Source organism: Vibrio sp. NH-UV-68 (assembly GCF_042940635.1).
GTDB classification, from domain to species: domain Bacteria; phylum Pseudomonadota; class Gammaproteobacteria; order Enterobacterales; family Vibrionaceae; genus Vibrio; species Vibrio pacinii.
In genome coordinates, this window is record NZ_CP134976.1 from 53,898 (window position 1) to 69,023 (window position 15,126).

12 protein-coding genes and 1 pseudogene are annotated in these 15,126 nt (G+C 47.9%); 7 read left to right on the forward strand and 6 right to left on the reverse strand.

What is annotated here, in order from left to right; translation table 11 throughout:
* Positions 1-27 precede the first annotated feature (27 nt).
* Positions 28-1,948, reverse strand: a pseudogene (locus ViNHUV68_RS14720) (methyl-accepting chemotaxis protein).
* A gap of 376 nt (positions 1,949-2,324) precedes the next feature.
* Between ViNHUV68_RS14720 and ViNHUV68_RS14725 the strand changes: the two are divergent.
* Genes ViNHUV68_RS14725 through ViNHUV68_RS14750 form a run of 6 tightly spaced genes read left to right on the forward strand, consistent with a single transcriptional unit; the run spans position 2,325 to position 9,090 of the window.
* A complete protein-coding gene (locus tag ViNHUV68_RS14725; protein WP_038173150.1) occupies positions 2,325-3,281 on the forward strand; it encodes a MoxR family ATPase in 957 nt (318 codons plus the stop codon).
* Position 3,282: 1 nt separating this feature from the next.
* Positions 3,283-4,212 carry a DUF58 domain-containing protein gene (locus tag ViNHUV68_RS14730; protein WP_391091229.1) on the forward strand — a complete coding sequence of 310 codons (930 nt, stop codon included), beginning with the start codon at positions 3,283-3,285 and terminating at the stop codon, positions 4,210-4,212.
* A 2-nt stretch (positions 4,213-4,214) separates the two neighbouring features.
* Entirely contained in the window at positions 4,215-4,688 is a 474-nt protein-coding gene (locus tag ViNHUV68_RS14735) for a DUF4381 domain-containing protein (protein WP_038173152.1), read from the forward strand.
* The gene (locus ViNHUV68_RS14740; RefSeq protein ID WP_391091231.1) at positions 4,681-5,649 is read left to right on the forward strand and encodes a VWA domain-containing protein; all 969 of its coding nucleotides are present in this window, start codon (positions 4,681-4,683) and stop codon (positions 5,647-5,649) included. Before ViNHUV68_RS14735 ends, ViNHUV68_RS14740 begins: the two co-directional genes overlap by 8 nt.
* Positions 5,642-7,459, forward strand: coding sequence for a VWA domain-containing protein (locus tag ViNHUV68_RS14745; protein WP_391091232.1), 1,818 nt, complete (start codon positions 5,642-5,644; stop codon positions 7,457-7,459). The genes ViNHUV68_RS14740 and ViNHUV68_RS14745 overlap by 8 nt, the downstream gene beginning before the upstream one ends.
* Positions 7,453-9,090 carry a BatD family protein gene (locus tag ViNHUV68_RS14750; RefSeq protein ID WP_391091233.1) on the forward strand — a complete coding sequence of 546 codons (1,638 nt, stop codon included), beginning with the start codon at positions 7,453-7,455 and terminating at the stop codon, positions 9,088-9,090. Before ViNHUV68_RS14745 ends, ViNHUV68_RS14750 begins: the two co-directional genes overlap by 7 nt.
* Before the next feature lie 34 nt (positions 9,091-9,124).
* On the opposite strand, the gene ViNHUV68_RS14755 is transcribed toward ViNHUV68_RS14750, so the two are convergent.
* Positions 9,125-11,248, reverse strand: a complete 2,124-nt coding sequence (locus tag ViNHUV68_RS14755; RefSeq protein WP_391091235.1) for a diguanylate cyclase — start codon at positions 11,246-11,248, stop codon at positions 9,125-9,127.
* Between the two features lie 245 nt (positions 11,249-11,493).
* On the opposite strand from ViNHUV68_RS14755, the gene ViNHUV68_RS14760 reads away from it, so the two are divergent.
* The gene (locus ViNHUV68_RS14760; RefSeq protein ID WP_391091237.1) at positions 11,494-11,970 is read left to right on the forward strand and encodes a L,D-transpeptidase family protein; all 477 of its coding nucleotides are present in this window, start codon (positions 11,494-11,496) and stop codon (positions 11,968-11,970) included.
* A gap of 57 nt (positions 11,971-12,027) precedes the next feature.
* Here ViNHUV68_RS14760 and yddG read toward each other — a convergent pair whose 3' ends face one another.
* Genes yddG through ViNHUV68_RS14780 form a run of 4 tightly spaced genes read right to left on the reverse strand, consistent with a single transcriptional unit; the run spans position 12,028 to position 15,047 of the window.
* On the reverse strand, positions 12,028-12,918 hold the full coding sequence (yddG, locus tag ViNHUV68_RS14765; RefSeq protein WP_391091239.1) for an aromatic amino acid DMT transporter YddG: 891 nt from the start codon (positions 12,916-12,918) through the stop codon (positions 12,028-12,030).
* A 59-nt stretch (positions 12,919-12,977) separates the two neighbouring features.
* Entirely contained in the window at positions 12,978-13,376 is a 399-nt protein-coding gene (locus ViNHUV68_RS14770) for an OsmC family protein (RefSeq protein ID WP_391091241.1), read from the reverse strand.
* A gap of 13 nt (positions 13,377-13,389) precedes the next feature.
* Positions 13,390-14,382: a Gfo/Idh/MocA family oxidoreductase gene (locus ViNHUV68_RS14775; RefSeq protein WP_391091243.1), complete on the reverse strand. Its 993-nt coding sequence runs from the start codon at positions 14,380-14,382 to the stop codon at positions 13,390-13,392.
* A gap of 50 nt (positions 14,383-14,432) precedes the next feature.
* Positions 14,433-15,047, reverse strand: coding sequence for a LysE family translocator (locus ViNHUV68_RS14780; RefSeq protein ID WP_038173184.1), 615 nt, complete (start codon positions 15,045-15,047; stop codon positions 14,433-14,435).
* Positions 15,048-15,126 lie beyond the last annotated feature (79 nt).

The window sequence follows — 15,126 nt, forward strand, 5'->3', positions numbered from 1 at the left end:
CCCAGTTATGCCAGTCTAGGTCACGCTTTACAGTTTGAAGCTGCCCACCATACGGTCAAGGCGTTCAGACAACTCTTTAAGCTCCGAGCTTGCCGCTGCGAGTTCTTCAGCTGTGCCGGTGGTAACCTCGTTGATAGCGTTGATCTCTTCAATATTTTGGTTGATGGTGTGCACCACCGTAGACTGCTCTTCGGTTGCAGTCGCAACCTGGGTATTGCGATCCGAAATATCGTGGATACGCTCTGAAATACGCACCAAGACTTGAACCGCCTCGTCGGAAGCCGATACCCCTTCACCGGTAACACTTTTACCCGCTTCCATCGCTGAAACGGCGTCTTTCGCGTCACCTTGAAGCTGGTTGATCATCTTCTGGATCTCTTCGGTTGAATCCGCGGTGCGACTGGCAAGGTTACGAACTTCATCGGCCACGACCGCAAAGCCGCGACCTTGCTCACCCGCGCGCGCCGCTTCAATGGCCGCGTTGAGTGCTAACAAGTTGGTTTGCTCTGAAATGTCGCGAATAACATCAAGAATTGAACCAATTTCTTGAGTCGTCGAAGCTAATTGCTCAACCACTTGACCGGTATTTTCAATATCAACTGCCAAGCGACTGATCGCCTCTTTGGCTTTGCTGACCACATTTTGGCCATCTTGAGTGTTATCCGATGCCTGAGACGCGGTTTCTGCTGCTGTTGCAGCGTTGCTGGCAATCTCACTGATGGTGGCGCCCATTTGGTTAATCGCAGCCACCACTTGGATGGTTTGGTCACGCTGAATCTGGCTGTTGTTGTATGTAGTATGTAGTATGAGACTTGCTCGAGACGCCATCAGCTGCTGACTGCAGGGCACTACTGGTCGAAGCAACCTCTTTCATTGATTGATGAATTTTCTCAATAAAACCGTTAAAGCCTTCAGACAGTTGGCCTATTTCGTCTTGTCCTTTGATCTCAATGCGTTGTGACAAGTCACCATCACCTTTGCCTAAATCAGCAAAACGCTCGGCAATCGCTCGAATCGGACGTGCAATACCATTGGCAAGGAAGATGCCCATAATAATAAACAGCCCAGCAACCACGATCGTAGTGATCATCATCTGTTTTGCCACTTGGTTGAGTTCTGAGAAAACCTCATCAACCGGAATAACCCCAACAACAAACCAGTTCATCGAGGGAATATAGCTGCTTGCCACTAATACGTCTCGGCCTTCATACACAGCATCAATCAAGTTGAAATCTGACTTATCGAGTAAGGTAGACGTATTGCTGCCAAACAACTTGGACAGCGTTGATTTCGCTTTGCTGCTATCACGGTGAATTTGTACCTGCCCTTGGCCATCGGCCAAAAAGACAAAACCGGTCTCTTCAATTTGGAAACCATTCAGCAGGGCCACCATGTCATCCATCGATTTTGATAAACCAGACATCGACATGCCATTGAGGTTTTGATAGTTGGTGAACATTTTTACATCACCATTGGCTTCTTGGAAAATGCTCACCGAGGTCGCGTTGCCGGACTGTTTAAAACCAAAAAACCAGCCGTCTTGTTGTTGATTCAACTGACGTAAAAAGCCATTTTGGTTCCAGTAGTACGCGGTGTCTCGGTTGGCAACCGACGCATCATTCAGTTGGTACTGGGCACGCATATTATTAAGTTGCTTAATCAGACGCGCTTCAGCCTCTGGCGAGATAGTGGTGGTATCGATGGCCTGCTTGATGAACTCGTTGTCGGCAAGCTGTTTAGCCGCCGCTAACAACTGACGTACTTCATCGTCTATTTGACCACTGATTGAAGTAAGTGTGGCGGGCACTTCTAAGTTGATTAATCGATCTTCAAGCACCGTACGTGCCTGACGTTGAGCCATGACCCCAACGATGATGGTTGAGGCGAGTACCGCAAAGGTGATGCCTGCAACCACTTTCTGTTTTATGCTGATTGAATTCAGTTTCATTCTGTTTGCCTTTTCAAGCTTTTAGGTATTGTGTCAAAGATGGATTAACTCGCCTTAACCTGCAGCAAGTCTTCGAAGTTGTGCAATCCAGCTGATGTATCGGCACGGCCAATGATTTCTTAATGACATAATACAAATTTATTTATCGACCGCTCCAATAACAAATAAAGGTCAAGAAAGCCAAGATTTCAACATTGAAGCATTGGATCTGCGATTTTTAACCCCATATTTTAACGTACTGAAATGATTGCACTTGTGTCGATGATGGCGAATATCGCTGACGATATTTACCGCAGTCTGACTTAAGCAAGGAAATGTGGGGGAACTTTTTGGTTCCTGATAGCCACTAAGTGAAAAAATGAGGAGAACGACAATCATGAATTCACAAGCTCTACAGCAACTGCGTGACTATCTTAATAGCCAGATTATTGGTCAGGGTGAGCTGGTGAATCAATTGCTCGTCGCCCTGTTGGCCGATGGACATATTTTGGTTGAAGGGCCACCAGGGCTTGCCAAAACGCGCGCGGTTAAATCACTGGCCGATTGTATTGAAGGTGACTTTCACCGTATTCAGTTCACACCAGATTTGCTGCCCGCCGATTTAACCGGTACCGATATTTTCCGCCCCGAGAGTGGTGAATTTACCTTTCAAGCGGGCCCGATTTTCAACTCGCTGATCTTAGCCGATGAGATCAACCGCGCACCGGCAAAAGTGCAAGCGGCGATGCTTGAAGCCATGGCTGAAAAACAGATCACCGCTGGGCGTCAAACTTACCCATTGCCCGAGCTGTTTTTGGTGATGGCAACTCAAAACCCGATTGAGCAAGAGGGCACCTACCCGCTCCCAGAAGCGCAATTGGATCGCTTCTTACTTCACCTTGATGTCGATTATCCGGATGCACAAAGCGAACTCGACATTCTGCGCCTTAACCGTGGCGAAGCAAAAGGTCAGCAACACCAAACGCCGCCAGTACTCAGTCAAGAAGCGATCTTTGCGGCAAGGCAGTCTGCGCTCGATATTCATATGGCAGAAAGCATTGAGCAGTATATTATTCGCATCGTTATGGCCACCCGACAACCGCAGCAATACAGCCCAGAACTAGCGCAATGGTTAGAAATGGGTGTCAGTCCAAGAGCGACCATTGCACTGGATCGCTGTGCACGTGCATACGCATGGCTTGATGGGCGCGACTATGTGAGTCCTCAAGATGTTCAGGCGATGGCCTTTCCTGTGCTACGTCACCGTTTACTGCTTAGCTATCATGCTCAAGCAGAGGGGATCAAGCCAAACCAAGTCATCACCAAACTGCTTTCGTTGGTAGGTAGCGCATAAGATGGGCGAAGTAGCGAGTGCCTTGCCGCCGCACAGTGACGGAGTCAACTTATCCCTTGATGAGTTGATCAATTATAAGCAGCAGTCCGTTCACTGGTTGCCGCCGGGAAAAAGCCTGTGGTCGCAAATGCTAGGGCAACATCATAGCCGTCAATTAGGCCGCGGGATGGACTTTAACGAAGTACGTCAGTATCAAGCAGGAGACGATGTCCGAGCGATTGACTGGCGTGTCACTGCGCGCACCGGAAAACCGCACACGAAGCTGTTTTGTGAAGAGCGCGAAAAACCCATTGTGTTGCTGCTTGATCTCTCACCCAGTATGTATTTTGGCTCAACATTGATGTTTAAGTCAGTGCAAATGGCGCATATGGCAAGCTTAATTACTTGGCTAAGTGTCGCTCAACGGGATCGAATCGGCGCTGTCATCGATACTGGCACCAAGCGGATTGAGCTGAAACCGAGCGCCAGAACTCAAGGCGCGCTGACGCTGATTCAATCCTTGGTCAGCCAGCATAACGAGGGCCTTAACGAGCACCACAGCTCACAACTCCAACCCTTTAGTCACGGTTTACAATCGCTCAATCGACTCTGTCCAAAAGGGAGCGAGATCATTTTATTGAGCGATTTCTCTCGCTTTAACCAACAAGATGAGTCCACACTCAGCCGATTAAATCAGCATAACCAAGTCCGCATGGTTCAAATTACCGACCCACTGGAATTGGGCAATACCGATTTTCGAGGCAACGAGCTCGTGGCCAGTCAGCAAGGAAGCCATTGGCTTGATTTTGCCGCGAAGCAGACTCGACACGGTATCGCTCAAGCCTTTGAACAACAACAAACTTACCTAAAACAGCTGGCACTGAAAATGGGCATCTCGTTTTCAACTCTAAGCAGCGATATACCGCTAATAAAACAATTACACGGATTTTAATTATGAGCACAGAGAGTCAATCTTCATTTCTGCCCCTGAACGCACTTCACCTACCAGAGCCACCTGCGTGGTTACCTTTAGCCTGGGGATGGTGGGCCTTGGTAGCTGGGGTTATTTTTACTGTGCTTATCATCGGCCTATTAGTCCGTTGGAATAAAAAACGCTTGGCACCGAAAAAAGCCGCCTTGCGTCTACTCGCTCGTGGTCAAAAACCGTCTGAGGCGATTGAGTTAGTCCGTCAGGCCGCACTGTGTTACTTCCCCCGCGAAGAGATCGCTCAGTTGACGGGCAAAGAGTGGTATGTCTTTCTTGATCGCCATCTCACCACACCGTGCTTTGTCGACAACTATGACCATTGGCAACACGCCTTATACAGTAAGCAGCCAGTCAATAACGCAACTGAATTGGTGCAACATTGTAGTGATTGGGTCGAACAAGCACTACCACCGAAGAAAAGGAGAGTAAAACGTGGCTAATCTTAGCTTCGTTTGGTGGTGGGCTTTTATTATGCTGCCACTGCCGATGATTATTTATCGTGTCACGCCGCCACTTAAAAAGGTGGCGAAAGTTCACCTTGCCTACGTACCGCAAAACGCTCAATTATCACTGCCGCGCCACCTAACGGTAAAAGTGCTCTCTGGTCTATTTTGGTTAGCGTTAGTGATAGCCTGCGCCAGACCAGTTTGGTATGGAGAACCCGTTACGACCCAGCCTAAACATCGAGATTTAATGCTGGTGCTCGATTTGTCGTACTCAATGAGTCAACAAGATATGCGCCAAGGCGATGACTATGTTGATCGTTTGAGCGCAATGAAACACGTCGTAAGTGATTTTGCTCAGCAGCGCCAAGGCGATCGGCTTGGTTTAGTGTTGTTTGCTGACCACGCCTATCTTCAGAGCCCGTTAACCTTAGATCGCGCCGCCATTTCAGAGCAAGTCGACAGCTTAGTGCTGCGCCTTATTGGCGATAAAACGGCCATTGGTGAAGGCATCGGGCTGGCGACCAAAACCTTCATCGACAGCGATGCTCCGCAAAGAGTCATGGTCTTACTCAGTGATGGGAGCAACACCTCTGGCGTGCTTGACCCTATTGAAGCGGCCAAAATAGCCAACAAGTACAACGCCACCATCTACACCATCGGCGTTGGCGCAGGTGAGATGATGGTGAAAGAGTTTTTCATGACGCGTAAAGTCAATACCGCGCAAGATTTGGATGAGAGAAGCTTAATTGAGATCGCGAAGTTGACGGGCGGCCAGTATTTCCGCGCACGAAACGCCGATGAACTGGCCACCATCTACGACACCATTAATAGCCTAGAACCGATTAGCCAAGCGACCCAAACTTGGCGTCCACAACAAGAGTGGTTTGGCCTACCTTTGGCTATCGCGTTGATTTTATTAACCTCAATCGTGATCCTTAGGAGGAACAGTGTCTAATTTTACTTTTCTCTATCCTGAGTGGTTCGCCGCACTGATCCCGTGGATCGGGTTGATGTTATGGCTAGGTAAAACTCGCCGCAGCAAAAGCCTTATTGCGCCGCACCTTACCCAAGCGATGAACCGCACCACGACTCCTCAATCTTCGACGCTGCGCAGCGTGATTGCGTTATGTGGGATCATCGCCATCGTAGCGCTTGCCGGCCCAAGTGCTAGCGAGCAATCACGCCCGAGTTTTTCCAACACCAGTGCGCGCGTGATTGTGCTTGATATGTCTATGTCGATGTACGCCAACGACATCAAGCCAAACCGTCTGACTCAAGCACGCTTTAAATTGACCGACATGCTCAACGGTTGGCAAGAAGGCAGCACAGGACTGGTTGCCTATGCTGGAGATGCGTATCGTGTCACGCCCATGACCCATGATAGCCAGACCATCATAAATCTGTTGCCCACCTTATCACCAGAGTTGATGCCCTACCCCGGCGCGGATGCGGCGCGTGGTGTGGCGCTTGCCATCGAGATGATGAAAAATACTGGCCTAGCTGCAGGGGATATTATTCTGATTGCCGATGATCTTGATGATCAAGAACGTGACGACATCGTTAACTTACTTAGCGATTCTTCATGGCGTTTGACCCTACTGGGCATTGGCTCCCGCAGCGGCGCACCAATACCGCTAGGTAATGGCTCATTGATGACCAAAGATAATGGTCAACCTGTGGTAGCCAAATCAAACTTTGATAATATGCGCTCGCTCACCAGCCAAGTTGGCGGTAGCTTTATTCCGGTGCAAGTGACTAATCGTGATGTCGAACAAATCATTGCTCGTACGCAAAATGTCGAACAAGCAGCAAACGCATCAGGCAACCCAAGCTTAACCGAACGCGTTAATCAAGGTTACTGGTTGCTGCCACTGTTGTTAATCGCGGCGCTAGGGCTATTTAGACGTGGGCTGCTGTTCAGCCTAGCATTGTTTACTTTGCCGCTGTTTAACCCAACGCCTGTAATGGCTTCTGCTTGGCTCAATCAAGATCAGCAGGCGTGGCAGTTGTATCAGTCAGGACAACATCAACAAGCTGCTGAGCAGTTTACAGATAAACGTTGGCAAGCCGCCGCGCACTATCAAGCCGGCAATTTCAAAGCCGCGATCGAAGCACTGCAAAACGCCAATGACATCGACAGTCGCTATAATCTCGCCAACGCCTATGCGCAAGATGGCCAATTAGATAAAGCGCAAGCGTTGTATCAAGACATTCTGGCGCAAAAGCCCGATCATCAAGATGCAAAGCACAATCTAGACGTTGTTAAACAGGCGCAACAGCAACAGCAACAGCAACAGCAACAGCAACAGCAACCGCAACAAAATGACCAGTCTGATGAACAAGGTCAAGAGCAAAATTCATCCTCATCGGGTGATTCAGATGCCGATACGCAGGCGAGTAATAGGTCACAATCTCAAGCAGATAATGATCAGCCACAGGCCGACGATGAAGCACATGACCAGCAGCAAAGTCAATCACAGGCACAATCGCAGACTGATCAAGATAATCTGCAGCAAACTTCAGGTCAAAATGAGCAGGAAGCGGCCGCCTCTGAGCAAACTCAAGGCGATAAGGAAGGGGAAGCAGAAAGTGAAAATGAGCCAAACGCTGAAACCGCTCAATCTCAATCTCCAACACTAGATCCAGAATTACGTAAGTTACAGCAAGTCGAAGATGCGCGAGACCCAAGCCGTTTGCTGCGCGCCCAACTGCTGCTTCAAGCTAAACAGAAACAACCACCTAACGATACAGGTAAAAAATGGTAAGCATGAAACCGCTCAAACGCTTCGCTGCCAGACTCCTTGCAGCCACACTATTTGTCGTGAGCTCCCATACTTGGGCGACCACGGTCGTTGCCACAGTGAGCAAAAATAAGGTCGTCAAAAATGAAGTATTTCAACTGCGCATCGTGGTTGATAAGAAAGTCGCTTCAGACGCCATCGATCTAAGCTCACTCGAACAGAACTTTTATGTCGGCCGGCCGAGTTTTGGTAGCTCAGTTAATATCATCAATGGTGATCGAAATACGCGTAGTGAATGGAATATTAGTCTGGCCGCACAACGCTTAGGCGAGGCGACGATTCCGGCGTTTACTATTGATAATGCCCAATCACAGCCGATCACCATTCAAGTCACGATGGACAGTAACGAGCCTGTATTAAGCGATCTGGTTGAGCTACAAAGCCAACTTGAAAAACGTGAGCTTTACCCAAACGAAAGCACCACATTAACCACGCGCTTGATTGTCAAAACCGACCCTCGGCGACTGCAAAACGCACGCATTGCCCCGCCGAGCGCCGACGGCGTATCACTCACCGCGCTAGGTGAGCCAAATCAATATCAAAGCGTTGTTGATGGTGTTGAAGTGACCGTCGTCGACCAAAACTATCGTGTCACCGCCGATAAAGTGGGTCAATATACGGTTCGTGGCATTGGCTTTAATGGCAACATTATCTATGGCGACGATCGTCGTGGTACGACCAAACTCGTCTCTGCCAATACTCCAGCAGACACTTTTACCCTCACCGTGCTGCCAATACCTGAGCAATATCAAGGCGAGTGGCTACCTGCAGCAAAACTTTCTCTTTCTCAACGTTGGCTCGATTCGGCAGGAAACAACATCAACCCGACCGATACGTATGATACGCGAGTCGGCGAGTCAATCAGTCGAGAAATTACGTTAGATATTAGCGGATTACCCGCTGAACGCTTTCCCGAACTGGCGGCAGACTACTCCGATGCACTGCGCGTTTATCAGCAAAAGCCTCAGTTCAGTCAGCTTGCCGATGGCACGACACGTATGACGCTTAAACACGTGTTGCTCCCGCAAAAAAACGGTCAAATCGCGATGGACTCACTCACTCTAGATTGGTGGGATAGCGCGAATAAACAGCTGCAAACCGCACAGATAAACGGACTCAAGCTCAATGTCGCCGCAGGAAATGACGCCAACATTGGCGCGCTTCTCCCTGCTATGCCAGCGACGCCACAAACCGAAACCGTGACGGTCTATCAAGCGGGTTTTTGGCCCTACTTAACGGCATTTTTTGCTTTGCTGTGGGTTGCAACGGTAATGCTTTACTTAAAGAAACCGTCTGCACATCGCGCCGTCACTGAGTTAGACCAAACTCACGACGCCGATCCATCACTGATCAATGCACTTAATCAACAAGATTTCGTGCGCGCAAACTTGCTACTCAACTCGTGGTTAGAAGCGCATCAACATCTGGATCCGGAACTACTCACCGAGATCAAACAGCACATCGCGACCATGAACCAACATCGCTTTGGCGCTGAGCAGCAGCCGTGGCAAGCTAAACCGCTGATTAAGCTGATCAAACGTGGTGAACGAAGTAAACCGAAGCGTAAAAAAGACGCCACCCTTGCGCCATTATAAAAAACGCTAAGGTCGCCTAGATTGGCGACCTTTTTTATGCGCTAGATTCGAGTAACGACACTGAACCAACCACTTGATTGCGTCCGGTGCGTTTAGCTTGATACAAAGATTGATCGGCCGCGTTGAAAAGAGCATCAAAATTAAAGTCGCATTGATTGACCTCAATCACCGAATAACCGACCGAGACCGTCAGTGCTCGATGAATTTCGCTCTGTTCATGCAAAATATTTTCTTGTTCGATGCTAAAGCGGATACTCTCGGAAAGTTCAGCAACATTTGGCGCTTCTTGCGCCACGACCAGCAAAGCAAACTCTTCACCGCCAATTCGACAAAACACTTCTTGTTCACCATTGGCATGACGCTCCAACACACTGCCAACTCGCATCAGGGCAATATCACCTTGCAAGTGACCATAGTGATTGTTGTACAAACCGAAGAAATCAATATCGACCAAGATCAATCCATAGCATCGAATTGCTGGCTGTTGATCGTCACAAAAATCTTCTAACAACGACTCAAGCATGCGGCGATTGCCTAAGCGAGTTAATGGATCAAGTTTAGACAGGGTTTCAAGTTGCTCATTGGCCTTTTGTAATTCTCGGGTGCGCGCTTTAACCTCTTGCTCTAGGTTTTCGTTCAGTTCGTGAATCGCTTCTTGCGCGCGCGTTCGCAGTAAAACTTCGGTCAAATTGGAGGCAAACATGCGAATCATTTCTCGAAGCTGATGGGTCAACGGAGTTCGCTTGAGTAAGTTATCGGCCGCGATAAACGCAATTGGCTCACTACTATTGTTGACCAACATCGTCATTGCTGTCCAACCAAAGCCAACAATATGGAAATCATGATAGATGGGAACAGACTCTTCAAATACCACATCATTGGGACTGATGCGCGCGGCATTGACAATCGAGCGGTCAACCGTATCAGAGCGGTAATAAGATTCATCAACCACATTACCTTGTATGTCGGTGCCCCAAGTACCTTGCATATGAGAACACTCTTTATCGGTTAAAAAAACCGCAAAGCGATCGATGCCCAAGCGATTGATTGCAAACGTCACCGCAGATTTACACACTTCACTGACCGTCATACAACGTGACAACTCGACCATGCTAGTGTGGAGCATACGTACGTTTTGCTCTTGACGTTTACGGATGTAGATTTGCGCGAGCAAGGATCCAAATGACTCAAGCATCTGCTTTTGATAGGTAGTAATCGGCGTGCGATGGATATAGTTATCCATCGCAATCCAGCCAATTACTTCATCACCATCACGTAAAATAAGCATCGCATTCCAACCTTGGCCAACGACGTTGCCTGCCGTATAGAGCGGCGCATCTTCAAGCACAACTAAGCTTTCTTTACCTTCAAAAAGCGCGTTAATGTAGCCCTCTTCTAATTGGTGTAAATCAAATTGGGTGTGATGTTCACTGACGGTCTGACCTTGTTCATTGGTGCCATAAGTACCGTTAAAGCAGCGTTTTTTGATATCAAGCAACATAAAGGAGGCGCGATCAAAACCTAATTTATCGCGAATCACTTCAATTGAGAGACGAAAAAGTTGATCGAGATTAGCAGGATTGGAGATCTCGACCGCGACCTCTTGCACTAACTTCATATTGTCAATAAACAGCTCGCGCTGCTTAATCACATCAAGATATTTCGCTTCTTTAATATCACGCTGTTTAAACTCTTTCGCAGCCTCTATTTCAGCGCGCACGCACTGCCAGCGCGCGGCGATAATCTGCAGCGTATCAAGCTGATGATTATGATTGAGTTTATCTAGTTCAGCGGCGTTGAGGCTCTCGACCACCAGATAAATGCGCTTTTCTGGATGATTGTCGAGCATAAACACATAACTGTGCGCACCCATCACAGTGCGATAACGCCATTGGCAGGTATTCATCGCGAGTGGAATCAGGCCATCAGAGGTATCAAACTGTGAGACCCAAGCCCAAAAGGTGTCTGGATAATGTTCAAGTTGAGCAGGTTGACCGTAGCTAAAAAGAAACGGCGCCACTTGATCCGATTTAGGTTCTGAAAAAATCGCCATATGTTTAGGCTTTAATGCATCGTCAAGATACTGAAATAACGCATTGGCCAAGAAACGTTGGTTTCTGGCTGACAAAATATCCTTGAGTAACATCCGTGAAAACATACCGCGCAACTAAACCTAAGTACTATGACATGACTAAAAATATCAGCTCAATGTATGCAATCAAATGTATTTATCAGCAGCTGTTAAGTGACTCGCATTTCACTTTTTGCAACTTGTCGGGATATGATAGAAGCAACAATTTGCATAATTGTATGGTGATACTTGACCGACCAATATGCCGCGATATTTATCGTTTTAGTGATGATCGATTAGAATAAAACCATAACCTTGCAAAGGATCAAGTTGTGCGTAAATGGCTGCCAATATCCGCTTTAGCCTTGAGTGTTTGTGCTCAGGCCCAAGTTGATTTGATTAAAGTGGATAAATCAAAGCGTCGGATGTATCTGATTGAAAATCATCAGGTGATCAAAGAGTATCGTATTGCCCTTGGTAAACAACCCAAAGGGCACAAAATACGTGAAGGCGACCAGCGCACACCAGAAGGCCGTTACTCTTTAGACTTTGTTCTCGAAGATTCCGACTTCTATCGCTCGATTCATATCAACTACCCCAACCAAGCCGATATCGATTATGCCATGCGGCTCAACCTCAACCCTGGTGGCGATATCAAAATTCATGGGCTGAAAAATGGTGAAGTTCGCCCAGCCAACTTTGTACAAAGCTTTGATTGGACGGATGGCTGTATCGCCATTACCAATCAACAGATGGATGAACTGTTAACGTTGGTGACGATGGGCACACCGATCGATATTGAATGGTAACTTGATACTGAGTAGAAGATTGATACTGAGTAGAAAAAGGACATCAAGACCAACGACTTAGGCCCTTTCTCGAGTTACCCACCAGCACATTAATGATCCCACCGTGACCATGACAACGCCTTCAATAAAGCTCTGAGTCAATACCAAACCAAGGATAAATGAGGAAATCACCGTAGAAAGCACAGGGGTAAAGTATGACAACGTCGCCAACAGCAGCATGTTGCCACCAATAATGGCGTAGTTCCACAATGCATAGCCACTGCCCATCGCAATACCAGAAATCAGCAGTAACGTGCCCGACTCTAGGTTAAGCGTCATGCCAGTTTCGCCACTTAACGCATACTTTATCCATAGCGTAATCGCCGTCATGATGAAGAACAGCGTGATCGCATTTTGTCCATTCGAGATGCGTTTGGTTAAATTACAGTAGATCGCCCACAAAAACGCCCCGACAAACGCCATCGCATAAGTCACGGGGTTCGTCGCCACATTGGCAGCAATTTGAGCCAGCGTCAGACCTTGCTCGCCAGTGATGCTCCATGCCACACCAAAAAACGCTAACGCGATACTTGGGTAAACCAACACGCTGGTTTTTTTGCCACTGCTTAATACCGCAAGCAGCACGGTCAGCGCCGGCCATAGGTAATTGATCACCAACATCTCTACCGCTTGTTGACGTGAGTTGGCCATGGCTAACGCCAGCGCAAGACAGATCTCATAGGCGACGAACAGGCCGCCTCCAATCAATACATAGCGTAGTGAGTAGAGACGCCATTTAGGCACGCCCATTACTAGCACAAGAAACACAGATGCGACGGTATAAATTGATGCTGCGCCGCCAACTGGGCCAAGCATTTCGGTGACGGCTCGCGCGAATCCCATCACGCTACTCCAGAGTAAGATCGCCGCGATGCCAGCAAGGGTAAACTTATGTGAGCTTTTGAACATTATTATCGCCCAATAAAAAAGCCGGACGCAGCGCCCGGCTCCAATGATACGTGATTAACTTAAATAATTTCCCAACTGTGCGTCATCTCAACGCCTTTGCCGAGCATTAAACACACCGAGCAGTATTTTTCTAAGGAATCTGCAGCCACTTGAGCAACTACCTCAGGTGATAAATTGTCACCTGTCACTTCAAAATGAATATTCACTAACGTAAAAATACGTGGCGCGGTTTCGCGGCGCTCGGTGGTCAGCTTAGCAACACAGCCAGTGACGGCTTGTCCTGCTTCTTTCAAGCCATCAACCACATCCACCGAACTGCAACCACCTGCCGCCATCAGCACCATCTCCATTGGGCTTGGCGCCATGGCACCCCCATTGCCGTCCATAACGACTGAATGGCCCGATTGTGATTGCCCTAAAAATTTAAATTCTTCGACCCATTTGACTTCAGCTTGCATCTTTTCTCTCTCGTTATTTTGATTGCGGTGTATCGGTTGGGAATATCACCCCAGTTTGACGACGAATCTCTTCTAGTAACTTAGCCACGATTAGCGAGCGCTGAGTACAACTGTCGTTCATCGCTTTATTTTGATGTTGAACGGCAAATTCCAACGCCTCATAGTACATTGGATTTGACTCTTGTTTGACGCTCAGATCAATGCCTATATTGCTGCCACGGGTGTATTTGGTGATCGATTTCGCGATTGAGATCATCTCAATCAACAATGCGCCATCTTCGCCTTGGATCTCACTCGGCAAATATGAATCGCTGGTTTTCGAATGTTGCAGAACCACTTCAAAACCGTCGTAATTCAATATCACACTACCGCTACCATCGACACCAGAATCAAGTAACTGCGCTTGTGCCTGAACCGATGTCGGTTCACCGAATAACTCCACCGCCGAGCTTAAACAGTAAAAGCCGATGTCCATAATTGAACCATTGGCAAAATCGGGGTTAAAGGTATTCGGGTTTTCTCCGGCCAAATATTTCCCGTAACGTGATGAATATTGGCAATAGCTGATCAACGCTTTACGCACTTTACCAATAGAGTTTAACGACTGCTTGAGACGTTTAAAGTTCGGCAAATGTGGCGACATAAACGCTTCAAATAACAGTACGTTATTTTCACGCGCGACCTCAAACATCTGCTGCGCCAGTTGATAATTGGCCGCCATTGGTTTTTCAACAATAACATGTTTGCCCGCGCGCATCATTTGCATCGCTTGCGGCGCGTGCAGTACGTTAGGACTAGCGATGTAGACGGTATCGACCCTGTCAGAGTCGGCTAATGCCTGCACATCATCAAACAAGGTTGGTGAGTCATACTTACTGGCAAACTCTTGCGCACTCTCAAGACGACGCGAGTAAACTCCGGTCAGTTGGTATTTACCCGACTTAAGCGCCGCTTGAACAAATTGATCGGTAATCCAATTGGTACCGATAACCGCCAGTTTTATCATTCTATTTTCTCCCTAGCTCATCACGATTGAGGTGATGAGTCTGACCGTTACTACACCGTCCAGACGACTCGCACAGCGAGCAAAATCAGGACGACACCAGATAAACGATCGATGATTAGCGCTTTAGAGCGAATTTTATCAATTAATCTTGGGCTGGAAAGCAAAAAAGTAATTAAGGTGTACCACAAGCCATCAACCACGAAGGGAGTGACAACAATTAGCCCTTTTGCCGCGATGCTATCCCCAACCGCGACAAATTGACTGAACAGCGCGATAAAGAACAGCGCAATTTTCGGACTGAGCAGAGAAATCAAAAAACCTTCGCGAGCAGATTGCCACACCGTGGTTTTGCGACCAGACTCTAATCGTTCTGCCACCCCACCTTTAGAACGCAACGCATTGTAACCGAGGTACGCAAGATACGCGGCACCAGCATAACTGATGGTTTTAAACAGCAGTGGCGACTGTTGCAACACAACCGCCAAACCAATTAAGGTGACAAACGCATAGATGCCGATGCCAAAAGCGTGAGCCCACGCGGTCGCCAGCCCGTTAAGACGACCACCCGCGAGGCTGTGCTTGGCGATCATCGCCAGGCTTGGCCCCGGAGACATGGCGCCCAACAAGCAGATAGTAAACAGTGAAAACCAGATAGTGAGAGTCATGCGATCAATCCTTTAAATCATGATGCTTAATGTGTAAGTCAGTGACTTCAACATAATTCACTAGCAAAATGATTTGAAA

What these genes read in the sequence shown, in the direction of transcription:
- ViNHUV68_RS14725 (WP_038173150.1), top strand. Translation starts at nt 2,325, where the DNA reads ATGAATTCACAAGCTCTACAGCAACTGCGTGACTATCTTAATAGCCAG.
- ViNHUV68_RS14730 (WP_391091229.1), top strand. Translation starts at nt 3,283, where the DNA reads ATGGGCGAAGTAGCGAGTGCCTTGCCGCCGCACAGTGACGGAGTCAAC.
- ViNHUV68_RS14735 (WP_038173152.1), top strand. Translation starts at nt 4,215, where the DNA reads ATGAGCACAGAGAGTCAATCTTCATTTCTGCCCCTGAACGCACTTCAC.
- ViNHUV68_RS14750 (WP_391091233.1), top strand. Translation starts at nt 7,453, where the DNA reads ATGGTAAGCATGAAACCGCTCAAACGCTTCGCTGCCAGACTCCTTGCA.
- ViNHUV68_RS14755 (WP_391091235.1), bottom strand. Translation starts at nt 11,248, where the DNA reads ATGTTTTCACGGATGTTACTCAAGGATATTTTGTCAGCCAGAAACCAA.
- yddG (WP_391091239.1), bottom strand. Translation starts at nt 12,918, where the DNA reads ATGTTCAAAAGCTCACATAAGTTTACCCTTGCTGGCATCGCGGCGATC.
- ViNHUV68_RS14770 (WP_391091241.1), bottom strand. Translation starts at nt 13,376, where the DNA reads ATGCAAGCTGAAGTCAAATGGGTCGAAGAATTTAAATTTTTAGGGCAA.
- ViNHUV68_RS14775 (WP_391091243.1), bottom strand. Translation starts at nt 14,382, where the DNA reads ATGATAAAACTGGCGGTTATCGGTACCAATTGGATTACCGATCAATTT.
- ViNHUV68_RS14780 (WP_038173184.1), bottom strand. Translation starts at nt 15,047, where the DNA reads ATGACTCTCACTATCTGGTTTTCACTGTTTACTATCTGCTTGTTGGGC.